The 22,528-nt window shown below is 73.0% G+C and carries 20 protein-coding genes; 4 read left to right on the top strand and 16 right to left on the bottom strand.

The annotated features are described in order from the left end of the window. Positions 1-368: 368 nt before the first annotated feature. Positions 369-2,645 carry a catalase gene (locus ACFWU6_RS31210; protein WP_383984546.1) on the top strand — a complete coding sequence of 759 codons (2,277 nt, stop codon included), beginning with the start codon at positions 369-371 and terminating at the stop codon, positions 2,643-2,645. Between the two features lie 105 nt (positions 2,646-2,750). Here ACFWU6_RS31210 and ACFWU6_RS31215 read toward each other — a convergent pair whose 3' ends face one another. From ACFWU6_RS31215 to ACFWU6_RS31240, 6 genes are all read right to left on the bottom strand, one after another. Further along, on the bottom strand, positions 2,751-3,146 hold the full coding sequence (locus tag ACFWU6_RS31215; RefSeq protein WP_383805877.1) for an ATP-binding protein: 396 nt from the start codon (positions 3,144-3,146) through the stop codon (positions 2,751-2,753). Between the two features lie 343 nt (positions 3,147-3,489). Beyond that, on the bottom strand, positions 3,490-3,732 hold the full coding sequence (locus ACFWU6_RS31220) for a hypothetical protein (protein WP_383805879.1): 243 nt from the start codon (positions 3,730-3,732) through the stop codon (positions 3,490-3,492). Positions 3,733-3,971: 239 nt separating this feature from the next. After that, positions 3,972-4,163 (bottom strand): DUF4236 domain-containing protein, encoded by a 192-nt coding sequence (locus tag ACFWU6_RS31225; protein WP_383805880.1) that lies wholly within the window; start codon positions 4,161-4,163, stop codon positions 3,972-3,974. Between the two features lie 158 nt (positions 4,164-4,321). After that, entirely contained in the window at positions 4,322-5,464 is a 1,143-nt protein-coding gene (locus tag ACFWU6_RS31230) for a hypothetical protein (protein WP_383984549.1), read from the bottom strand. 5 nt (positions 5,465-5,469) lie between these two features. Beyond that, on the bottom strand, positions 5,470-5,643 hold the full coding sequence (locus ACFWU6_RS31235; protein ID WP_383805884.1) for a hypothetical protein: 174 nt from the start codon (positions 5,641-5,643) through the stop codon (positions 5,470-5,472). A 170-nt stretch (positions 5,644-5,813) separates the two neighbouring features. Next, positions 5,814-6,125: a hypothetical protein gene (locus ACFWU6_RS31240; RefSeq protein ID WP_383805886.1), complete on the bottom strand. Its 312-nt coding sequence runs from the start codon at positions 6,123-6,125 to the stop codon at positions 5,814-5,816. Between the two features lie 217 nt (positions 6,126-6,342). Between ACFWU6_RS31240 and ACFWU6_RS31245 the strand changes: the two genes are divergently transcribed. Further along, complete coding sequence (locus ACFWU6_RS31245) at positions 6,343-7,329, top strand: helix-turn-helix domain-containing protein (protein ID WP_383805888.1); 987 nt, start codon at positions 6,343-6,345, stop codon at positions 7,327-7,329. A gap of 83 nt (positions 7,330-7,412) precedes the next feature. Here ACFWU6_RS31245 and ACFWU6_RS31250 read toward each other — a convergent pair whose 3' ends face one another. The 8 genes from ACFWU6_RS31250 to ACFWU6_RS31285 form a co-directional block, all read right to left on the bottom strand. Next, on the bottom strand, positions 7,413-7,997 hold the full coding sequence (locus ACFWU6_RS31250; RefSeq protein ID WP_383805890.1) for a TIGR00730 family Rossman fold protein: 585 nt from the start codon (positions 7,995-7,997) through the stop codon (positions 7,413-7,415). Positions 7,998-8,072: 75 nt separating this feature from the next. After that, positions 8,073-9,374 carry a Zn-dependent hydrolase gene (locus ACFWU6_RS31255; RefSeq protein WP_383805892.1) on the bottom strand — a complete coding sequence of 434 codons (1,302 nt, stop codon included), beginning with the start codon at positions 9,372-9,374 and terminating at the stop codon, positions 8,073-8,075. Next, positions 9,371-11,464 carry a M13-type metalloendopeptidase gene (locus ACFWU6_RS31260; RefSeq protein WP_383984552.1) on the bottom strand — a complete coding sequence of 698 codons (2,094 nt, stop codon included), beginning with the start codon at positions 11,462-11,464 and terminating at the stop codon, positions 9,371-9,373. The genes ACFWU6_RS31255 and ACFWU6_RS31260 overlap by 4 nt, the downstream gene beginning before the upstream one ends. After that, complete coding sequence (locus ACFWU6_RS31265; protein WP_383984555.1) at positions 11,461-12,654, bottom strand: cupin domain-containing protein; 1,194 nt, start codon at positions 12,652-12,654, stop codon at positions 11,461-11,463. The genes ACFWU6_RS31260 and ACFWU6_RS31265 overlap by 4 nt, the downstream gene beginning before the upstream one ends. 385 nt (positions 12,655-13,039) lie before the next feature. Further along, on the bottom strand, positions 13,040-13,546 hold the full coding sequence (locus tag ACFWU6_RS31270; protein WP_383984558.1) for a DinB family protein: 507 nt from the start codon (positions 13,544-13,546) through the stop codon (positions 13,040-13,042). 28 nt (positions 13,547-13,574) lie between these two features. Continuing rightward, entirely contained in the window at positions 13,575-14,756 is a 1,182-nt protein-coding gene (locus tag ACFWU6_RS31275) for a cupin domain-containing protein (RefSeq protein ID WP_383800203.1), read from the bottom strand. Between the two features lie 55 nt (positions 14,757-14,811). Beyond that, positions 14,812-16,785 (bottom strand): carbamoyltransferase C-terminal domain-containing protein, encoded by a 1,974-nt coding sequence (locus ACFWU6_RS31280; protein ID WP_383984561.1) that lies wholly within the window; start codon positions 16,783-16,785, stop codon positions 14,812-14,814. Next, on the bottom strand, positions 16,782-18,743 hold the full coding sequence (locus ACFWU6_RS31285) for a prolyl oligopeptidase family serine peptidase (protein WP_383800198.1): 1,962 nt from the start codon (positions 18,741-18,743) through the stop codon (positions 16,782-16,784). The genes ACFWU6_RS31280 and ACFWU6_RS31285 overlap by 4 nt, the downstream gene beginning before the upstream one ends. A 184-nt stretch (positions 18,744-18,927) precedes the next feature. Here ACFWU6_RS31285 and ACFWU6_RS31290 point away from each other — a divergent pair, with 184 nt between their 5' ends. Beyond that, a complete protein-coding gene (locus ACFWU6_RS31290; protein ID WP_383984564.1) occupies positions 18,928-20,220 on the top strand; it encodes an MFS transporter in 1,293 nt (430 codons plus the stop codon). A gap of 129 nt (positions 20,221-20,349) precedes the next feature. Here ACFWU6_RS31290 and ACFWU6_RS31295 read toward each other — a convergent pair whose 3' ends face one another. Further along, a complete protein-coding gene (locus ACFWU6_RS31295) occupies positions 20,350-20,913 on the bottom strand; it encodes a dihydrofolate reductase family protein (protein WP_383984567.1) in 564 nt (187 codons plus the stop codon). A 216-nt stretch (positions 20,914-21,129) separates the two neighbouring features. Here ACFWU6_RS31295 and ACFWU6_RS31300 point away from each other — a divergent pair, with 216 nt between their 5' ends. After that, the gene (locus ACFWU6_RS31300) at positions 21,130-21,375 is read left to right on the top strand and encodes a hypothetical protein (RefSeq protein ID WP_383800189.1); all 246 of its coding nucleotides are present in this window, start codon (positions 21,130-21,132) and stop codon (positions 21,373-21,375) included. A 27-nt stretch (positions 21,376-21,402) separates the two neighbouring features. Here ACFWU6_RS31300 and ACFWU6_RS31305 read toward each other — a convergent pair whose 3' ends face one another. After that, entirely contained in the window at positions 21,403-21,903 is a 501-nt protein-coding gene (locus ACFWU6_RS31305) for a nucleoside 2-deoxyribosyltransferase domain-containing protein (protein ID WP_383800186.1), read from the bottom strand. Between the last annotated feature and the right edge of the window lie 625 nt (positions 21,904-22,528).

Consider the following 22,528-nt stretch of genomic DNA (forward strand, 5'->3'; position numbering starts at 1 on the left):
CACTGCGGGCCACCCGGTCCGGTCGCCAGCCCCGTCGCCGTCCTGCAACAACCCTGGCTTCGAAGCTCCACCACCGCACCGTCCTGCGGAACTGCAACTACCTGTACTGCGGTACTGCTTTCCCGGCAGTTCGTCTCTGCCGGGCCTTGCGGTCTCTCTGGGCTACGAGAGAAACCATAACCACACCACCGCCCAATGTCTACTCCGGCCGCCATAGATTTTCGTTCGGTAGGCGAGGAGGTAATCGGCCTCGGGGAAGGCGGCGGGCCGGCGGCGCGCGCCGGACAGGCTAGTGCAGGTTTCGGGACGCATCGCTTCGGGTCACACGTTTAGGGCCCGAGGGCCCGCCCCCCGTATCTGGAGATGTGATGTCCGAGAAGAATCCGGTGAAGGCCGTCGCCGACAAGATCGCCGGCGTCATGCACGCCGGTCCGGCGGCGGGTCCCGAAGAGGGTGTTCCCGGCAAGCCGGCGCCGGTCTCCCCGCAGCTCGCCGAGCCCGTCGACCCGGTCGAGCCGCTGCCGCCGAAGGCGGACCAGAGCGGCCCGGAGACGGTCGGCCCGACCGGGCAGCCCACGGGCGCGGAGCAGGCCCGCATGGCGCAGAGCGGTGCGTACCTGACGACGGCGCAGGGCACGCGCCTGCACGACACGGACCACTCCCTCAAGGCGGGTCCGCGGGGGCCGGTGCTGCTGCAGGACCACCACCTGCGCGAGAAGATCATGCACTTCGACCACGAGCGGATCCCGGAGCGGGTCGTCCACGCCCGCGGCTCGGCCGCGCACGGCGTCTTCCAGTCCTACGGCACGGCGCAGGCGGTCAGCAAGGCCGCCTTCCTCGCCCGGGACGTCGAGACGCCGGTGTTCGTCCGGTTCTCCACCGTGCTCGGCTCGCGCGGCTCCGCCGACACGGTGCGCGACACCCGGGGCTTCGCGACGAAGTTCTACACCGAGGAGGGCGTCTTCGACCTGGTCGGGAACAACATCCCGGTGTTCTTCATCCAGGACGCGATCAAGTTCCCCGACGTGATCCACGCCGGCAAGCCGCATCCGGACCGGGAGATCCCGCAGGCGCAGAGCGCGCACGACACGTTCTGGGACTTCGTGTCCCTGCACACCGAGGCCACCCACCACACCCTGTGGAACATGTCCGACCGGGGCATTCCGCGTTCGTACCGGATGATGGAGGGTTTCGGCGTCCACACGTTCCGCCTCGTCAACGCCCAGGGCACCACGACACTGGTGAAGTTCCACTGGAAGCCGAAGCTGGGCGTGCACTCCCTGGTCTGGGAGGAGGCGCAGATCCTCGCCGGGGTGGATCCCGACTTCCACCGCCGGGACCTCTTCGACGCCATCGAGTCCGGCGCCTTCCCGCAGTGGGAGCTGGGCATCCAGACCTTCCCCGACACGGCCGACCAGATGTTCGAGGGCATCGACCTCCTCGACTCCACGAAGATCGTCCCGGAGGAGCTGGCGCCGGTGCAGCCGGTCGGGCTGCTGACGCTGAATGCGAACCCGTCGAACTTCTTCGCCGAGGTCGAGCAGGTCGCCTTCCACACGGGCCACCTGGTGCCGGGGATCGACGCCACCGACGACCCGCTGCTGGCCGGACGGAACTTCTCGTACCTGGACACGCAGCTCACCCGGCTCGGCGGCCCCAACTTCCCGCAGCTGCCGATCAACCGCACCCACGCGCCCGTCAACGACATGCAGCGGGACGGCTTTCACCAGACGGCCGTGCACCGGGGGGTGGCGCCGTACAAGCCCAACAGCCTCGACGGGGGCTGCCCGTTCTTCGCCGGCGCCGAGACGGGCGCGTTCATCGAGGTGCCGGTCGAGGTGCCGGCCGGGCGCAAGGTCCGTGAGGCGCCGGCCTCCTACGGCGACCACTTCTCGCAGCCGCGCATGTTCTGGCTCAGCATGACCCCGGTCGAGCGCGAGCACATCATCGCCGCCTATACCTTCGAGCTGGCCAAGTGCTACGAGCAGGCCGTCAAGGAACGCACCCTGGCCGTGCTCGCCAACATCGACCCCGAGCTGTGCGCCCAGGTCGCGGTCGGGCTCGGGCTGCCGGCGCCGGCCGCCACCGAGCCCCTGGTGGACGCGCGCCCGAGCCCCGCCCTGTCCCAGATCGGCCGCACCTGGCCGCTGGACGGGCGCGTCATCGGCATCGTCACCGGCCAGGCCCTCGACCTGGCCGGCGTGCGCGAGGCCCGCGAGGCGGTCCTGGACGCGGGCATGGTGCCCCTGGTCGTCGCTCCGGCCGGCGGAGTGCTCGGCGACGCCGGAGGCGAGCCGGTCACCGTCCAGCGCACCTTCGCGACCGCCCGCTCGGTCGAATTCGACGCGCTGGTGTTCGCCGGGGTGCCGGGAGCGGGCGCCGACGCCTACGGCGCCCGCGACGCCAAGGCCGGGGCCCCCAGGGCGCCCGTCAGCGACCCGCGCGTCCTGGCTCTGCTGACCGAGGCGTACCAGCACGGCAAGGCCCTCGCGGGCTGGGGCGGCGCCGAAGCCCTCTTCGACGCCGCCGGGATTCCGGCCGGCGAACCGGGCGTCGTCGTCACCGACGGCGCCCAGGGCCTGGCGCCGCTCCTGGAGCTGCTCGCGGCCCACCGCGTCTGGGAGCGCTTCCCCGCCGCCGCGTGACACCCCCGCCGCCGCGGCCGCCCCTCCCCGAGGCGGCCGGGGCGCGGAGGCGGGCGCGCGACCGGTCCCGGGGCAGCGGGGTCGGGAGTCCTTCCGGGGTGGCCGCTACCAGGGGAGCTCTGCGCAGATGGTCTTGCCGCCTTCCGGCATCAGTGTGATGTGGATGCGGGTGGCGAGTCGCTTGACCATGAACCATCCCCACCCGCCGGTCCCGTCCGTGCGGGGGGTCCGCGGCCGGGGAGGCCGGGGGCTGCGGTCGGCGACGCAGACGTCGATGGAGTCGTCCAGCAGTTCCAGGTGCAGGGCGCAGGGGCCGTCGGTGTGCCGGATCGCGTTGGCGACGAGCTCGGCCACCACCAGGAGCACGTCGTCCATGCTCCCGTCCCTGCTGGGGGCCCGCAGGCGGGCTGCGCCGGCGAGGAAGGCGCGGGTGGCGTCCCGTGCCGATGCGGCGGGCCGGCCGGTACGGGACAGGGGCTGGTCCAGGACGGCTGTGCTCACCTGTTCCTCCTTCCGCCCGGGCTCGTACCCCGCGCATGCCCCGCTGTGCGAGCGGGAACCGGGACACGGCGTGGCGCGTGCGGCATCGGGGGGCACCGGGAGGCCGGCCGGTGGGCGGTACGGGTGGTCCCGCTCGGCGGTGGGCGCCTGCCGGCGGCCGTGCGCCGGGCGGCCTCCCGCGCCCGGACACGCGGGCACCGCCCGTGATCGGCCCAGCTCCGTCCTTGGAGCGGCGGACGGCCGACCGGCCGCACGCGGTCAGCCGCGGGCCGCCACTGCCGGATGCCCCGCCGCGGTGGGCGGCGGGGCGGCGTCCGGCATGGGACCGTGCGCGGCGGGCGGGCTACGCGCTGTCGCCGTGGAGTTCGTCGGCGCTTTCGTACCGGGCCAGGGCCTGGCCGAGGCCGAACCAGGTCGCCGGCCACGTGCCGACGAAGATTCCCCACCGGTCGGCTCGGTCGATGCCCGCCGGCTCCACCTTCATCGACGTCAGCCACGAGGCGACCGACAGGCCGATGGTCAGGCAGGCGACGGTGTTCGCGTGTTCGCTGCGCAGGCCCTTGTCGTGCAGAAACTTGACGATCATGGCGCTCCTCGCGGTTCGACGGCGGAGCTTCCACCGTCGCCCACACCCCCGCCTCCCGCATCCGGGGCGGAACGTACGACGTGCCGGACGTGGGGGCTGTGGGTGGGGGCTGCCCGCCGGCGGTGCCGGGCGGGCGGCCGGCCGGCTCACGTCCCGATCGGACCGAACCCGTACGGCACGACGAAACCCCCGGCCGGTCCCGGCCGGGGGTTTCGTGGACGCGGCGCGCACCCCGTGGATCAGCCGCGGGTGGTCTTGCGCCAGCCGAAGGGGCCGGGCAGGTCCATCGAGGTGGTACGGCGTCCGGTGCTGCTGTGGGTGTGGCGGGGGCCGTGCTTGCCGCCGCCGGTGGTGATCGACCACGACTTGCGGTTGATGTTGAGCCGGACGCCCGGCAGGATCCTGAAGCTCTTGCGGAATGTCAGCGGCATGACGTCTCGCTTCCTCGGTGCGCGTAGGGACGGGCGGCCCGACTGTGCCTGTGTTCAGGCCAGTTGGCATACGTGTGTCCGGCGCCGGCCGTTCCATGCGCCCGCGTTCGGCCGGGCGGCGCGGCGTCCCGTCCGCTCCTGCCGCGGCCCCTCGCCCGTCAGGCGCTCAGGGCGGGGTGTTCTCCGGCGTCCAACTCGCGGGCCAGCTGGGTCCACAGCCGGGCGTAGCCGTGGGCGAGTTGGGCCATGGGTTCCTTGCAGTGCTCCGGCAGGGCCGCGGCGATGCCTTCGCGGTCCTGGGCGACCAGGGTGCAGGCGCTGAGTACGCGCAGGACGTTGCGGCCGGATTCGCTGAGGCGCAGGGAGGGGTCGCGGCGCAGGGAGTCGAAGATGCGCAGGAGGCGTTCGGGGGCGGGCGGGGGCGGTGGGGCGGAGGTCCGGGGGGCGGGCGGCGTGGGCCTGCGGGCGTCCAGGGCGGTGGGGGGCGGGGGCGGGACGGTCGCGGACACCGCCGGGGCGGTCGCGGACACCATCGGGACGGTCGCGGACACCATCGGGACGGTCGCGGACACCGTCGGGACGGTGGGGGACGCCGCCGGGACGGTGGTGCGCGTCGTCGGGGTTCGGGTGGCGCCGGGTACGGGCGGGTCGCCGCGCAGGAGGCGGTTGCGCACGTCGGCCACGGTGGCGGGCGCGAGGCCCACTTGGGCGGCGATCTGGCGCAGCGAGGCGCCGGGGTTGCTGCGCAGGAGTTCCCCGGCCCGTTCGCGGCTGCGCGAGGAGTCGACGGGGCGGACGCGGCCGTCGCGGCCGACGCGGTGGCCGGCGGTGTCGGCGGTGGTGCCCTTGCGGAGTTGGGAGATCCGGTGGCCGGAGAGCCCGGTGACGGCGCCCACCGCGCGGTCGGACCAGCGCGGGTGGGCCAGGAGGATCTGCCGGGCGGCCGCCGTGCGGTCGGCGGAGGTGAGGGGGCGGCCGTGGACGACGTTGAGGGCGATGGCGAGCAGGCGGGCCTCGGCGCGGTCGCCGTCGAAGAAGCGGACGGCGATGTGGCTTTCGCCGCGGGCGGCGGCCACGCGCAGCCGGTGGATGCCGTCGACCACGGTCATGGTGGGGCGGTGGACGAGGATGGGCGGGAGGTCGCCTTCGGTCTCGGCCAGGGCGTGGACGTAGTCGGGGTCCTCCCCGTCGGTGCGGGGGGAGAAGCCGACGGCGATCTCGTCGACCGCGACGTGTTCGACCGGGAGCCGGTGGATTCCGCGGTCCCGGAGTCCGATCAGGTGGTCTGCGTCCTGGTTCACCGGGCTCACTGCCAGCCGAGGTCGTCGGGGTTCTGTCCGGTGGTGGTGCCGGTGGCGGGCGGCGGGGTGGCGGGGGTGGTGTCGGCGTGTGCGGCGGCCGTACCGAGGAGGGTCGAGAGGGCCAGCGCGCCTGCCGTGATCGCGGCGGCGAGGGAGGGTCGGGACGAAGTGGAGGGCATGGTGTACCTGTCCTTTCACCGGCTGGGCTCGGCTGATGGGGAAAATTCTGCGCAAGCCCGAGCGCCCTGGGAAAGGGGAGGCGGTAGGGGAAATCCGGCCTTGGCATAGTCAGTCCACCCCGGGGCAGGAGCGGGTACCCGGGGTGGTGTGTGCGGCCGGTTCGGGGTGGTCAACCTCCGGTGGCCCACGGGCTGCTGTGGGGGTGCAGGGGGACTTCGGCGCGCAGGAGCGTCCAGGCGGCGAGGGGGTGGCGGGCGTGGTGCAGGTGGTGCCACAGGCGCTGGGCGGAGGCTTCCGCCTCGGCGAGGGAGTCGGCGCGCAGGAACAGCCCGATGACGGGGTGGGTGGGCGGGTCGGGGTGGACGCTGACGTGGGTCACCGCTTCGCGTCCCTCGGCGAGCAGGATGAGGAGCCGTGCGGTGGCGTCGGGGAGGCGGGGAGCCGAGGCGGGCGGCCGGAGGTGGACGTGGACGAGGTACATCGGGGCCTCAGCGGATGGGGGTCGGACGGGGCCGGCCGGGGCGGGCGGCGCGGGAACGGGGCCTCCGCCAGCGCCGGTTCGCGGGGCTCCGGACGGGGGTGCGGAGGCTGTGTTGCCTCTGGTCTAGTCCGAACGTAGTGTGCGGGGAATCGCGTGAACAGCCTCCATCCGGTGCTTCGGCGCCGGGGAAATTGACTCTGAACCGGAGCGGCAATCGATGCTTAGCCTGCTGGGTCTCGACGCAGTGGCGGAATCGGTCTACCGCGGCATCCTGAAGGGTCCCCGTGACGTCGCCGAGCTCTGCGATCAGCTGGGGCTCTCGCGGGACGAGGTGAGCCGGGCCCTGGACCGGCTCAGCGAGATGGCCCTGGTGCGCACGTCGACCGAGGACTCCAGCCAGTTGCACGCGGTCAGTCCGCACGTCGGCATGGAGATGCTGCTGGCCCGCCAGCAGTCGGACATCGCACGGCAGCAGCAGCGTCTGCTGGCGGGCCGGGCGGCTGCCGCGCAGCTGATCCTGGAGTACGACGACCAGCACGTGGACGCCGGCGTCCACTACCTGGAGGGGATCGATTCGATCCGTGACCATCTGGCCAGTCTGCGCGACCGGGTGACCACGGAGCTGCTGACGTTCGCGCCGGGCGGTCCGCAGACTCCCGCCAACATGGATGCGTCGCGGCCCTTGAACCGGCGGCTGCTGGAGCGCGGGGTGCAGATGCGGACCGTGTACCTGGATTCGATCCGTGCGTGTGCGCACACGATGGAGTACGCGCGCTGGCTGACGGACCACGGTGGTCAGGTGCGTACGGTGCCGGCCCTGCCCAACCGGATGATCATCTATGACCGAAAGGCGGCAGTCGTCGCCGCGGACGCGGACAACACGGCGGCCGGGGCGGTGCAGTTGACCTCGAAGGGCATGGTGGCCTCGCTGCACGCGCTGTTCGAGAGCGTGTGGCAGTCCGCCGAGCCGGTGGACGCGCAGCGCCGGCCCCGGGAGGGGGAGTTGAGCCAGCAGCAGCTCGCGGCGCTGCGGCTGTTGGCGCAGGGGCACACGGACGAGGCCATCGCCACGCGGCTGGGTGTCTCGCCGCGGACGGCGCGGCGGATCGCCTCCGGGCTGATGGAGTCGCTCGGTGCGACGAGCCGGTTCCAGGCGGGGGTCCATGCGGTGCAGCGGGGTTTCCTGCCGGACGCTCCGGCCTAGGCCGCCTCTTGCGGATCGGGCCGGCGGGGTGTGCGGGGGGCGGGCCGGGATGAGGGCGGGGCGGCGGGGTCTGCCCCGCGGGGTCATGCCGGGGCCAGGGCGGCGGGCCGGGGGGCGCCCAGCAGGTCGAGTGCCTCGTCGGTGTCGGGGGCGCTGCGGACGAGCAGCCGCTCCTGCGGGGAGAGGAAGCCTTCGGTGACCAGGTGGTCGAGCATGGCGAGCATCGGGTCGTAGAAGCCCTGGTGGTTGACGACGACGATGGGCTTCTCCATCAGGGACAGCTGGTTCCAGGTGGCGACTTCCATGAGTTCGTCGAGGGTGCCGATGCCGCCGGGCAGGACGGCGAAGCCCGAGGAGAGCCGGTACATGAGGGCTTTGCGTTCGTGCATGGAGCGGACGACGAAGACTTCGCCGCGGGCGCGGTCGGCGCGTTCGCGGTCGTAGAGGGTGCGCGGCAGGATGCCGGTGACGGCGCCGCCGCCGGCCAGGACGCCGTCGGCGAGCGCTGCCATGACCCCCACTCCCCCGGCGCCGTAGACCAGGTCGCGGTTGCGGCGGGCCAGCGCCCGGCCGAAGGTGTAGGCGAAGTCGACGTGGTCCTCGCGCAGACCCGTGCGGGCGCCGCAGAAGACGGCGATGCGTTCGGTCCTGGTGACCTGCGGGGGCATGGCTCCTCGATTCTGGGCTTCCGGGTGGCCCGGCCGGCACGCCACGGGCCGGTCCGGTCCGGTCCGGTCACCGCACTAGGCGTGCCATCCGGCGTCGGCGGGGTCGGTGTCCGCGACGTGCAGCGCGGTGCGCAGCAGGACGCGGGCGCCGGCGACGAGGTCCTCGCTGGCGGTGTCCTCCTGGGGGACGTGGCTGATCCCGCCGAGGCTGGGGACGAAGATCATGCCGATGGGGGCGAGGTCGGCGATCATCTGGGCGTCGTGGCCGGCTCCGCTGGGGAGGACTTCGTGGGGCAGGCCGAGTGCGTCGGCGCTGTGTTCGATGGCCGTGCGCAGGCCGCGGCTGGTGGAGACGGGGTCGGAGCGGGTCTCGGCGACGACTTCGATCTCGGTGCCGGTGGACGTCTCGATGGTGCGGAGCAGGCGGCGCAGTACTTCCTCGGCGCCGGCCATGCGCCACAGGTCGGTGTCGCGCAGGTCCACGGTCATGCGTACGGTGCCGGCGATGGTGTTGGGCGTGTTGGGGTGGGTGTCGATGTGGCCGACGGTGGCGACGCGGCACAGTCGGCGTTCGGCGGCGAGGTGTTCGGCGGCCAGGACGATGCGGGCGGCGGCGGCGAGGGCGTCGCGGCGGCCGGCCATGGGGGTGGTGCCGGAGTGGCCGGCGGCGCCGCGGACCTCCAGGGTCAGCACGGTGCGTCCGGTGATGGCGCTGACGACGCCGATGCGGTTGCCGCTGCGTTCGAGTACGGGGCCCTGTTCGACGTGGAGTTCGAGGTAGGCGGCGACGGAGCCGTGGGGCCAGCAGGCGGTGCCGAGCGCGTCGAGGTCTCCCCCGGCCCGGCGCAGGGCCTCGCGCAGGGGGCGGCCGTGGTGGTCTCGGGGTTCGCGGGGCAGGTCGGCGAGGCGGCCCGCGATGGCCATCGATCCCCAGAAGGGCTGGGGGAACAGGGCGCCCTCCTCGTTGGCGAAGGCGACGGCGACGGGGTCGCAGTACGTTTCCAGGCCGGAGGCGGTGAAGGTCTGGAGGACTTCCAGGGCGGCGAGGACGCCGTAGGCTCCGTCGAGGCGGCCGCCGTTGACGACGGTGTCGAGGTGGGAGCCCATCATGAGGGCGGGGCGGTCGCCGGCTCCGGCGGCCGGGCGGATGACGACGTTCCCGGCTGCGTCGACCGTGGTGGCCAGTCCCGCGGTGCGGGCCTCGTCCATCAGGTAGGCGCGGGCGGTGCGGTCGGCGGCGCTGAATCCCTCGCGGGTGATGCCGCCGGTCGTGGTGTCGGCTCCGATGCGTGCCAGTTCGGCGATCCGCCGCAGGAGCCGTGCGGGGTCGATGTCCAGGGCCGGCTGTGCGGCGCGTTCGAGAACCTGGTCGCTCATCCGTCGTACCTACCCGTCAGCGTGAATCGGTCCGTCGGCCTGATGTACATGCCGTCGCCTTCGTGGACGTCGAAGGCCTGGTAGAAGGCCGGGACATGGCCCAGGGCGCCGTTGCAGCGGAACTGGGGTGGGGCGTGGGTGTCGTGGGCCAGCCGCTCGCGCATGCGTTCGGGGGTGCGTTTGCCCCGCCACATGGACGCCCACAGGACGAAGAAGCGGCGCATCTGGCGGCCGTGCTCCTCGCCGGTGACGGCGCGTGCGGTGAGTTCGGCCGCGAAGGCGGCCTGGGCGATGGTGAGGCCGTTGACGTCGGCGGCGTTCTCGCCTGCCGTGCGGGTGCCGTCGACCGGGGTGCGGTCCGGGCCGTCGGGGGTGTAGCGGTCGTACTGGCGCACCAGCAGGGCGGTGCGGCGGGTGAACTCGGCGCGGTCTGCGGCCGTCCACCATTCGCGCAGGCGTCCGTGGGCGTCGTAGCGGGAGCCGCGGGTGTCGAAGGCGTGGGACATCTCGTGGCAGACGATGGAGCCGAGGACGGCGTAGTCGCGGGCCGGGTCCGCGCCGGCGGTGAAGACGGGGTGGCGCAGCAGCCCGGCGGGGAGGACCACCTGGTTGAGTCCGTGCCGGTAGTAGGCGGTGACCGCTTGGGGCAGGACGCGCCATTCGGAGCGGTCGACGGGGGTGGCGAGGCGGGCCAGCTGCCGGGCCAGGAGGTGGGCGCGGCCGTGCTTGACGTTGCCGATCAGGTCGCCGGGGTCGGGTGCGGGTCCGCGGTGCGGGGCGGGGGCGGCGGCGGGGTGCCCGATCTCGAAGCGCATGGTGTCGAGCTTGGCGAGGGCCGCGGCGCGGGTGTCCTCGTGCATCCAGTCGGCGTGGTGCAGGGCGGTGCGGTAGGTGTCGGCGAGCCGGCCGACGAGGCGGGTGGCGGCGTGCAGGGTGTCGGGGTGCAGGTGGGCGCGTACGTAGCGCTCGCCGACGAGGTCTCCGGCGACGGTCTGGACGAAGGCGGTGGCCCGCAGGCGGCGCGGCCAGGGGCGGCGGGCGCCGGCGAGGTCGCGCCAGTAGAAGCTGAAGTGCTCGGCGAAGACCTGGCGGGGGCCGAAGGGGGCCATGGCGTGGAGGTGGTGCCAGGTGAGCCAGGTCCGCAGGGTGTCCAGGGGGGTGTGGGCCCACCAGAGTTCGAGGGCGGGCAGGAAGCCGGCGGGGTGCAGGCGGACGGGGGCGGTCGCGGGGACGAGGTGCTGCGGGTCGAGGCCGGCGAACCAGGCGGACCAGGGGAAGCCGCGGTCACGGCCGGCGAGTTCGGCGACGGTGGTGGTGTGGGTGGCACCCGCGGCGGCCGGGCCGGTGGTGGCGTGGGTGGCACCCGCGGCGGTCGGCGCTGTGGCCGGGGCCGTCGGCGCGGTGGTGGGGGTGGTGACCGTGCTGTCCGGCGGGGTGTGGCCGCCGGACAGCACGGTCTCGGCCCGCAGGACGCGGGTCGCGGCCGTGTCGGCGTCGGGCATCCCGGCGAGGGAGAGCATCGCGGCCACGTGGGCCGCGTACCGCTCGCGCAGGCGCTCGCTGCGCGCCCCGCGGTACAGCGAGGCGGCGGGCAGGCCGAGGCCGGAGGGGGAGAGGTTCAGGGTGTAGCGGTCGCCGCGCTGCGGGTCGGTGGCCACGGAGGGCTCCACGGCGCCGCCGGTGCCGTGGGCCTGGAGGCGGCCCAGGAGGTGGGCGAGGGCGCGGTGGTCGGGGGCGGCGGCGATGGCGTGGAGGTCCTCGGCCAGGGCGGCGGGGCCGCGTTCCTCGATGCGGTGCTCGTCCATGAAGCTGGCGAAGAGGTCGGCGATGCGCGCCCCGGCCGGGTCGGTGCCGGGGTTGCGGATGATGGCGGCGACCTGTTCCTGCACTTCTTCTTCCAGCAGGGACAGCATGGTCGCCTCGGCGCGGTGCTCGGGGAGTACGAAGCCGTCCGACCAGCGGCCGGCGACGTGCCGGTAGAAGTCGTCCTGGGGCCGTACGGAGGGGTCCAGGATGACGTCCGGGAGGGCTTCCGGGGCGTCCGGGGCTTGGGCGGCCGGGACGGCGGGTGCGGCGGCGGTGTGGATCATCGCGGGGTGCCCCCGGTTGCGGGGACCGGTTCCAGCACGCCGAGGCGGGTCAGGGATGCGGCCGCGCTGAGCGAGCGGGGTTCGGAGGCGCCGGGGAAGAGCTCGCCGGCGGGGAGGGAGCCGCCGGCTTCCAGCAGGCGCAGGGCTCCGGCGACGGCGTCCGGTACGGCCACGGTGTGGCCGGCGGCCGTCAGGCGGGTCTTCCCGCCGTCGCTGCGGCCGAGTTCGACCGGTACGGGGCTGCGCCTCAGCCGGGCGGCGGGGGTCAGGCCGGTCAGGGAGGCCAGCCGCTGGAACTCGCGCGGGGGCCGGGTCCCGCCCTGCGGGCGGGGTGCCGGCGCGGCGGGGGCCGCCGCGGCGAGCCTCTCGCACAGCAGCGCGGTCATCCGGGCGTGTGCGGGGCCGTCCAGGTCGCGGTCCGGGCGGACGGAGTCGGCGAACGCCTCGTCGGCCAGCACCTGTTGCACGGTCTCGGCGAGCAGGTCGCGCCAGCGGCGGCGTTCGACGGTGAGGGACAGGTGCAGGGAGACCTGGTCCCCGGCGGCGGCCGCGTGCGGGGTGCCGTACGGGAGGTAGAGGACGTCGCCGGGGTGCAGGGTGGTCTGCAGGGCCGGGGCGCCGAGTTCCTCGGCGGTGTAGGTGGCGCTGTCCCCGCGGCTCGCCTCCGGCCGGTCCCAGACCCGCCAGTGCTTGGTGCCGGAGGTCTGGACGACGAAGACGTCGACCGGGTCGTGGTGCGGGGCGTACCCGTCGTGGCCGGCGGGCGTCAGGAAGGCCACGGCCTCGGCGGGAGCGCCGAGGGATTGGGCCAGGGTGTCGACCAGGCGGCGGGCGGAGGGCAGGAGGTGGTGCAGGTAGTTCCAGGTCACGGTCGCCCCGGAGCGGAACAGCTCGTAGACCTGCTCGGGTACGACGGTCTCGCTCAGGGCTGCTCCCCCGGCGCGTACGACGCGGGTGTAGGCCTTGGAGGAGACGCCTTGGCCGTTGCGGGCCACCCGCAGGTAGGCGGGAGGGACGGTTTCCATGGCGAGGAGGTCGTCCAGGCGGCCGACCGACAGGAGCTCCTCGGTGCGCCGTGCGAGCGCGCCGCGGCGCAGCAGGGGCTGCTTGCCGAAGTACCCGGAGTAGAAGGTACCGGTGTCGCCGGCGAGTTCCTCGAAGGTCCAGCCGGCGGAGGCAGTGGTTTCCACGTACGTCGCCCTCCCATGGACGCGTGCGGCCAAAGGGGCGGCTTGACGCCGCCCCTCTGCCGCGACCGGCAATTACTGGATGTTCACGTGGTACGCGGTGGCCAGCAGCTCGGCGGAGGTCTCGATGAACTCGATGTCGTCGAAGGTGTTCTCCATGACAATCAACTCCTTTTGTTTTTCACCGAGTTGTTCTCGGCGTTGATGAAATATTGGCCCATGGGGGCGGGGTCGGTCAATGAATTGCGGGGGTGTCCAACTGTGCGGGGTGCGCAGTTGGACAGCGGCCGGCTGGGGACGTCGGGGAATGGGAAAAGGGGACGCGTTCCACCGCTTGTGGCGGTGGAACGCGTCCCCTTCTTCCGGGCCGCGGGTGCGTGGTGTCGGTTCAGACGCCGGTCGTTCCGTCGATTCCCTCGCGGAGGAAATCGGCGTGCCCGTTGTGGCGTGCGTATTCGTGAATCATGTGGAGCATCACCATGCGGAGTGAGACGTCGTAGCCCTTTCTGCGTTCCCGGGCGACGAGGTCGAGGGACTCCGCGGCCCGTTCGATGCGCCGGGAGTGTTCGATCTCGTTGCGCCAGGCGGCGAAGGCTTCGGCGGTGTCGGCGCCGGTGGTGTCGTAGGCCCGTTGGAAGTCGAAGTCGTCGGACCAGACCAGGGGGATGTCCTGGGCGTCGACGACCCTGCGGAACCAGGCGCGTTCGACCTCCGCCATGTGCCTGACCAGGCCGAGCAGCGAGAGGGTCGAGGGGGGCATCGAGGGGCGCCGCAGTTCCTCGTCCGTGAGGCCTTCGCACTTGACTTCCAGGGTGGAGCGGTGGAAGTCGAGGTGGGTGCGGAGCATTTCGCGTTCATCGGCGATGGTGGGGGGCGCGTCGCGTTCGGTCGTCATGGTCGGATCCTGTCATCCGGGATCGTCCTCAGGCCGCGACCTCGAGGAGTCCGATCCGGGCGAGGCCCTGGGCGGTCTTGGTCGCCCGTTCGGCCGGGACGCCGGGGAAGACGTCGGCGGCGGCGACGTGCTGGCCGGCGGCGAGGCCGGCGAGGGTCTCGGCGACGGGGGTGGGCACGGCGATGCGGTGCCCGTTGACGGTGACCTGGACGCGGCCCTCCTGGTGGGCGCCGAACTCGACGACCGCGTCGGTGCGGCGCATGGGCGCGTCGGGTTCGAGGACGTCGAGCCGGGCGGTGGTCTGGAAGGTGTTGCCGACGGAGTTGCCGGGCATCCGCCGGCCGAGCTGGGCGAGCCGGTCCAGTTCGGCCGCCGGTTCCACGGCGGTCAGCCGGGCCGCCAGGGCGCGGACCTTCTCGGTGAAGACGTCCTCGACGGCGCTGTCGCGGGACTCCCCGATGTAGGGGAACTGGTTGAACTCCGGGTCGCTGACGAGCTCTTCGAAGGTCTGCTTGAGGAGGTCCTTCCACATCCGCGGGCGCACCATGATGGACAGGTGGACGGAGGCCAGTTCCTCGGCGGCGGCCGCGTGGGGGGTGTCGTAGGGCAGGTAGAGGACGTCGCCCGGCTCCAGCAGGACGTCGATGACGGGCTCGCCGAGCTGCTCGGGGGTGTACGAGGCGGCTTCGCCCGCCCGCTGTTCGGCCGGGTTCCACAGCCGCCACCGCTTGGTTCCCTCGGTCTGCACGATGAACAGGTCGACGGGGTCGTGGTGGGGGGAGAAGCCCTGCTTGCCCGCGGGGGTCAGGAAGGCCACGCAGTCGGTCTTGGCGCCGAAGCGGTCGCTGATGACGCGGGTGAAGGAGCGCAGCGAGGCGTCGAGGTGGTTGAGGGAGCTCCAGACGATGGTGGCGCCGGCGCGGAAGAGTTCGTAGACCTTCTCGGGGACGATGGCGTCGGTGAGGTCGGTGCCCTGGACGGTGATCGTCTGGGTGAATCCCTTGTCGGGGACGCCGGCGCCCTTGAGGTTGGCCCGCAGGTAGGGCGGGCGGATGATTTCGAGCTGGACCATTTCGTCGAGGCGGCGCAGGGAGAGGATTCCCTGGGGGTCCTTGAGGGCGTTCTTCCGCAGCAGCGGCTTCTTGTTGAAGTATTCGGCGAAGAATTCCTTCTCGTCACCGACCAGGTCCGCGAATGAGTAGTCAGTCATACCGGTGTCCGTTCGAGTGGTGTGGGTGGAGGTGGGGGTCGCCGGGTCGGCGGGGTCAGTGACGCAGGGCGGGGGCGTCGCCGAAGGCGGTTCCCGGGCCGTGGTCCTTGCGGAACTGCTCCAGGTTCTCCTCGAAGGCGGGGTCCTTGGCGGCGATGCGCTCGGCGAGGAGCCGGACCCGGTTGGGGGTCCAGGTCTGGGGGTCGGCGAGCAGGTGCGGGGTGCCGGTGAGCAGGAGGAGGCCGGCTTCGGTGTGGCCGGCGTCCAGCCAGGACTGCCAGATCGCGTCGCGGTCGCCCTCCTGGCCGGCGAAGAGGGCGGTGGCGCGCGGGTGGGGTCCGGCCGGGCGCTGCGCGGCGGGTACGTCCTGGCGCAGGACCACGCGGCGGCCGTCGAGGTAGGCGATGCGGATGCCTTTGCGGACGGCGAAGTTGAGGGCTTCGGCGGCGGTGTCCGCGATGGGTTCGCCCTTGTCGTTGAGGGAGGTGTTGCAGACGATCGGGACGCCGGTGGCGGCGTGGAAGGCGGCGATGGCCCGGTGCAGGAGGGGGTTGTCCTGGGCGGTGAGGGTCTGGTGGCGGGCGGTGCCGTCGAGGTGGAGGACGGCGGGGACGCGGGGGGCCGCCTCTGGGCGGACGCGGGCGGCCTCCAGCATGTACGGGGAGGGCCGGTCCTGTTCGAACCAGTCGTGGGCGTGTTCGGCCATCACGATGGGGGCGACGGGACGCCACCACTGGCGCTGCTTGTGGTCGTTGAGGAGGTCCTTGACCTTCTCGGAGCGGGGGTCGCCCAGGAGGCTGCGGTGGCCCAGGGCGCGGGGGCCCATCTCGGCGGCTCCGTCGGCCCAGACGAGGACGTCGTCGGCGAGGTCCTCGGCGAATTGCCGGGGGTCGAAGGGGCCGGTCTCCTCGATGAAGGGGGCGAACTCGGCCAGGGCGGTGTCGATGTCGGTCAGTTCGCGGCCCTGGTAGGCGGTGCGGATGTGCAGGTCGGCGTGGTCGAAGGCGCCGGTGCCGTAGAGGCCGAGGAGGCCGAGGCCGAGCGCGACGCCGGAGTCGTTGGCGCAGGGAGGGGTGAGCAGGCTGCGGAAGCCGAACCGGTCCAGGAGGCGGGTGTTGGTCTGGACGTTGAGGGCGAAGCCGCCGCTGATGGACAGGTGGCAGTCCTGGGGGCGGACGCCGCCGAGTTCGCAGAGCTTTTCGATGTTGCGGACGGCGATGAGTTCGCAGCATTCCTGGACCACCTTCATCACGGCGCTGTGCAGGTTCTCCTGCGCCGTGAAGCGGGGGTCCGGGTCCTGGCCGGCGAGTTGGCGTTCGGCTTCGGCCAGGACGGTGCGGACGAGGCCGAAGGCGGCGGCCCAGGGCTGGACGTGGCCGCCGAGGAGGGTGAGGTCGCCGACCGCGGCGCCGGCGTCGAAGTCGATGGACGTGTCGCAGGCGGAGGCCAGGGCCATGAGGGTGCCCGGTTCCTTGCCCAGGATGCGGTCGGCGGCGTGGTAGAGCGGGGCGGGTGATTCGACGGGCGCGAACCGGGGGCTGCCCTGGACGGAGACGCAGCCCGCGTAGTAGGCGGGGGGCAGTGCGTTCTCCAGGACGAGGTCGGGGGCGGCGTCGACGGCCATCGCGATGATGTTCTCGTCCTTGAACAGGCGGGTGTCCATCATGATGCCGCTGAAGAGGTGGGCGAGGCTGTGGACCGGGAGGCCCTCGGCGCCGGCGGGGACCGGTACGGGAGCGTAGGCGGGCAGGCCGGGGGTGCCCCAGCTGACGGTGATGTCGTCGAGGGTGAGGCCTTCGCCGGCCAGGAGCGCGGTGAGGAGGGCCTCGGCCCGCTGCGGGGTGTAGAGGGGCCAGGAGTGGTGCTTCTGGCCGCTGATGCGTTCCAGTTCCCAGTGGCGTACGAGTTCCACGCGGTCGGGGGTGCGCCGCCACAGGGAGACGTTGTGGTCGTGGCGCGGCGAGATGACGGCGCGCTCCCCGGGCGGGGTGAGGTAGGTGGAGAGTGCGTACGAGATGTCGGTTGTCATGTGCGGCCGTCCTCCTCGGTCATGTGGCGGGACCACCAGTCGAGAATCGCCTCGTAGCGGGCCAGTCGGTGGCTGGGCAGTCCCGTGCGGGACATGTCGTGTCCTTCGCCGGGGAAGAGCAGCATCTCGGCGGGTACGCCGCGCATGCGCAGGGCCACGAACATGCGCTGGGCCTGTTCCATGGGGGTGTGCCGGTCTTCTTCCGACTGGATGAACAGCATGGGGATGTCGATCAGGTCTGCGTAGGTCAGGGGGCTGATCTCGGCCCACCGTGCGGTGTCGGCGCCGTAGAGGGCGATGGAGTTGTTGACGCCATCGTCGGCCGATCCGAAGTGGCTGTCGATGGCGTAGCAGCCGCGTTCGCCCATGGCGGCCCGGAACCGCTTGCCGTGGTGGGCGGCGAGCCAGGCGGACATGTAGCCGCCGAAGGAGCCGCCCTGGACGCCGACGCGGCCGGCGTCGAGGTCGGGGGCGCGCAGGGCGGTGTCGAGGAGGGCGAGGAGGTCGGGGGCGGTCTTGCGGGCGAGGTCGTCGGCGGCGTACCGGCCGTGTGCCTGGCCGTATCCGGAGGTGCCGCGGGGGTTTCCGAGGACGACGGCGTAGCCGGCGCTCGCGTAGACCTGGGCTTCCTCGAAGGAGGCCGGTCCGTTGAGGGTGTAGCCCCACTGGGTGTACGGGCCGCCCTTGATCTGGAGGAGGACGGGGTGGGGGCCGGGGCCGGCGGGGCGGACCACCCAGCCCTGGAGGGGGTAGCCGTCGTCGGCGACGGCGGTGAACTCCTCGACGGGCCGCAGGTCGCCGCGGGCGCGCAGGCGGGCGCCGAAGGTGGTGAGTTCGCGTTCGGTGCCGGCGTGCAGGGACACGAGGTCGCCGGCGCTCTGTTCGCTGGACACCACGGCGGCGAGGGTGGGGCCGTCGGGTCCTTCGGCGACGGCGAAGCCGTTGACCTGGCGCGGTCCGGTGATCACCGGTTTGGGTTCGCCGCCGTCGTAGGGGACCAGGAGCAGGTGGACCTCGCCGCGCCAGTCGTTGGGGAAGTACACCCCGTCGCTGGCGGTCTCGATCATCAGGGAGGAGAAGCTCAGGTGGTACGGCTCGGGGTCGGTCAGGCGGACCGGGGGCCGGGAGCCGTCGGTGGGGACCGACCACAGGCCGTAGCTGCTGGCGCCGCGGGCCCGGTTGTCGTCGGTGAGGGTTTCCGCGGTGAAGCAGACGAGGGTGCCGTCCGGGGAGAAGAGGGGGCAGCTCATCTCCAGTCCGCCGTGGGTGAGGGCGCGCAGGCCGGTGCCGTCGGGGGCGCAGACCCACACGTCGCGCCGCAGGTCGTCGGCGTGGGTGGGGTGGCGGCCGGAGACGAAGGTGAGCAGGGTGCCGTCGGGGCTCCAGGCGACCTCGTCGTGGTCGAAGCGGCCTTCGGTGACGCGGGTGGTGGCGGGCGTCGGGGCGAAGGGGTCGGTGACGAACACCTGGCGCGGCCGGTCGAAGGTGTAGCCCAGGCCGTCGGCCATGTAGCGCAGGTTGGTGATGCGGCGGGGCCGTTCCCGGGAGGCGGGTACGCCGGGCAGGTAGCGGCCCGGGTCGGGTACGCGGGCGGTGTGGGCGATGCGCCGGGAGTCGGGGCTCCATACGGGCCGGCCCGCGCCGAGCGGGTGGTCGGTGACGGGGAAGGGGTCTCCGCCGTCCATGGGCAGCAGGTGGATCTGGGCGGGGCCGTCGGCGACGGGGCGCAGGAAGGCGAGCCAGCGTCCGTCGGGCGAGAAGGCGGGGGCGCCGTCGTTCGGGCCCTGGGTGAGGCGGCGGGCAGGTGTCGTTCCGTCGGTCGCGGCCACCCACAGTTCGGTCGCGTTGGCATCGGCGGCCAGGTCGGCCCGGGTGGCGCTGACGACGGCGAGGCGTCCGTCGCCGGACAGGGTGGGCCGTCCCAGAATTCGCAGCAGATCGATATCCGTAGGGAGCATGGGCGAAAAGCTAGAAGGGCCCTTTTGTGGTGTCAACGAAGGGGAGTTGGGGCTGTTCAACTGCGTGGGGGGTGCGGTTGAGCGGTCGGTTGAACAGGTTGCGGGGGGTGCGGCAGGATCTCTTTCCGCACATTCCCATTCCCGGCGGCTGCGGCCCGAGAAGAACTGAGGGGTGAGGCTCGCGATGAAGGGTCCACTGACGAATTCGGGTTTCCGGCGGCTGTGGATCGCGGGGTTCGTGTCCGAGGTCGGCGACTGGATGTTCATGATCGCCATGCCGGTGTTCGTGTACCGGCTGACCGGGTCGGTGACGGCCACCGCGACCAATTTCATCCTGGAGCTGCTGCCGAGTCTGCTGCTGTCGCCGGTGGCGGGGGTGCTGGCCGACCGCTGGGACCGGCGCCGGCTGATGGTGGGGGTCAGTCTGCTGCAGATCGTGGCGCTGCTGCCGCTGCTGGCCGTGGAGGGTGCCGGGCAGTTGTACCTGGTCAACATCGTCACCTGTGCGCAGGCGGCTCTTGCCACGGTGTTCCAGCCGGCGAAGTACGCGCTGCTGCCGTCGCTGGTGGAGCCGGCGGAGATTCCGGCGGCGAACGCGCTGGCCAGTCTGAACGGGAACCTGGCGCGGCTGCTGGGTGCGTCGCTCGGTGGGTTCGTGCTGGCCGGTGCGGGTCTGACGGGGGTGCTGGTGGTGGACGCGTGCTCGTTCCTGCTGGCGGTGGCGCTGCTGGCGCGGCCGTTCGGGGTGCGGCAGCCGTCGTCGGGGCGCCAACCGGTGTGGCGGGCGTGGACGGAGGGGCTGCGGGAGGTCAAGGAGCGGCGGGGTCTGCGTCTGATGGTGCTGCCGGTGGGTCTGATCGGTTTGGCGCAGGGGCTGTTCGCGGTGCTGTTCGTGGTGTTCGTGACGGAGCGGCTGGGGGGCGGGGAGGGCGAGACCGGTCTGCTGCGGGGGGTGCAGGCGGTGGGCGGCATCGCCGGCGGGGCGCTGATCGGCACGCTGGCCCGGCGGACCGATCCGAGCCGGCTGCTGGGCTGGGCGCTGCTGGTGTTCTCCGCGACGACGGCCCTGACGTGGAACAGCGCGTACCTGACCACGTCGACGGGGTTCTTCGTGGCTCTGTTCGTGGTGCTGGGTGCGCCGGGCATCGGGGTGTTCGCGGGGCGGATGTCGATCGTGCAGATGTACACCTCGGATGCCACCCGGGGGCGGGTGCTGGCCAGTTTCCAGAGCGTCTTCGACGGTTTCCAGGCGCTGGGGATGGCGTTGGCGGGGGTGCTGGTCGCGCACATCGGGCTGCCGCTGGCCCTGGACGTGCAGGCGGCGCTGCTCGGTACGGCGGGGCTGCTGGCCCTGTGGCACTTCAGGCCGTCCGCGGTCGGGGCGGCGGCGGGGCGGGCGGCGGCCGAGGGGGGCGCGCGGGACGCGTCGCCCACGCCGCCGCTGTCGTCGGCCGGCCGGCCGCCGGCGAAGCCGTAGGCGACGCCCTCCCCCGGCCGGCGGTCACCGCTTCGGCCGGGCGTGGCCGTGCGGGGCGGGGCCGTGGTGTCCGCGAGGACGCGCGGGGGCTACGGAGCTACGGGGCTACGGGGCTACGGGGCTACGGGGCTACGGGCGCGTGTAGCGCAGCTGTACGACGCCGTTGCCGAAGGTGTGCGTGCCTTCCAGGCGCAGCGGCACCGGCCCGCCACCCAGGTGCGGGAACAGCGGTGTGCCGCGGCCGATGCGTACCGGGTGTACGTAGATGCGGTACGCGTCGACCAGGTCGTGGGCCAGGAACGCGGCGGCCAGCCCGGCTCCGCCCACGCCCAGGTCACCTCCCGGGGCGGCCTTGAGGGCGGCCACTTCCTCGGGGAGGACGTCCCGCACGATCGTGGCGTTGTCGCCGACCTGCCGGAGGGTGCGCGAGTACACGTACTTGGGGGTGTCCCGCCAGATGGCGGCGAACTCGGCCATCGGACCGGCGTTCGCGGGGTCGGCGTCGGCCGTGGGCCAGAAGTCCTCCATCAGCTCGTACGTCACGCGGCCTTCGAGGAAGCCGCCCATCGCGCGGGCCTCTTCGTTGAGGTGCCGGTGCACTTCGTCGTCGACGAGGGCCCAGTCGATCTGCCGGTCGGGCCCTTCGACGTATCCGTCCAGGGACATCGACATCATGAGGATGATCTGTCGCATGGCCGTCCAGGCTACGCCGGTCGGCAGAGGCGGGGGCGTGCGGCACGCGGGGGCGCCGGCGCCGGCCCGGCCGCGAAGTCGATCACGGCAGGTCATCGCGGGGTGACGCGTTGTCAGTGCGGGTGCTTTCATGGCCAGTTGTGCGGGGAGCGCTGTCCGACCGGGGAGGGGACCTGGATGCCGTCTGTTCGGGAGCACGTGCGCAACGGAACGCTCGTGAGGAGGTATTGGCGGGACCCGGCCGGTTCCGGCAGGGAGGTCGGCCTGCTGGTCGTCTTCGTGGTGGCGGCGTTCGTCCTGGGCAGCAAGCCGATGGGGGGCGCCGCCCCGGTGGACCGGGCGCCGGGGCCGCAGTCGACGGTGTACCCGATCGAGCGGCCCGGCTGGGACAGGCCGGTCGTGGTCCCCGCGCCGACCGTCTCGTATCCGATCGTCTTCCCCAGCCCGGGAGCCGCCCCGTGAGCCGCCGCGGGGCCGGAGGGGGGAGCCCTACCGGGCGCCTCTCGCCGTGAGGAGGGCGAGGGCGGCGGCGACGGTGTCGCGCAGGGTTTCGCGTACCGGTACGCCGTGGCGGCGGGCGACGTGGATGAGGTAGCGGTTGCGTTCGGGGTTGGGGCAGTCGGGCGGGCAGCCGAGGACGGCCCGGCCGGTGCCGACGTCGAGGCCGAATTCGACGTTGGTGGTGAAGCCGGGGAGCGAGGCGAGGTCGCGCGGGATCCAGAAGAGGATCGCGTCGGCGTGTTCGCGGGCGTCGGTCTCCCAGTCGACCTGCTCGTCGTAGTGGGCGGCGCGGATCCCGCCCCGGGACTCCGGCGTCAGGACGCTCAGCCGCTGCCGGCCGGTCCACTGGGCGGTGAGCTCCCCGATCGCGTCGGGGCGCCAGGAGGGGGTGGGCTGGTCGGCCCGCGGGGTGGGGCCGGCGAGGAAGATGCTGGGCCCGGAGGCCGGGAGCGGTTCGCGGGCGTAGACGAGGTACGGGGGTACGGTCATCGGCTCTCTCCGGTGTCTGCGGGGGCCAGGGGGCCGGGGCGGCGGTCGGCCGCCGGCGGTCCGGGGCGCGACGACCGCGCCGCTCCTCCCCCGGTGTCGGGGCCGGCGCCCGTGCCTGCGGCCTGACCGGAACGGGACGGAACGGAACGGAACGCGGGGCCGGTCGTCGCCGGCTCGGGAGCCTCGGCGGGAGCGGGGTCCCGGGCGGGGGCGGCCACGGGCCGCCTGCCGTGGCGGCGCCTGCCGGCGGACGCGTGGAGGGGCCCTGGTGCCTGTGGCACCAGGGCCCCGAAGGAACTGCTACACCATCTGCCGGCCCTCAGTACTGCGCCGGCCTTCTGTTTCCGCAGACCCGACTCATGTGCGGTCGGGGGTGCGGGGATCGCTGTTGCTCGACCGGAGACCACCTCACTATCGATGTCCTGCGGTACCCGGGCTCAAAACTCCGCCCGGGCGATCCTGATGGCGCTCGGCCCCTCCGTTCTTCCCTCGGTGATCACCTACGTGCCTGCCGGCACCTGTGTACCGCGCGCGGCCTGACCCAGCGCCACGCTTCGACAGCCAGCCCCGTCGCCCATCCTGCATCTGCTCTGGCTTGGAACCCCACTGCCGAACCTCCCGGTGC

Source organism: Streptomyces sp. NPDC058674, assembly GCF_042716505.1.
In the GTDB taxonomy this organism is placed as follows: Bacteria; Actinomycetota; Actinomycetes; order Streptomycetales; family Streptomycetaceae; genus Streptomyces.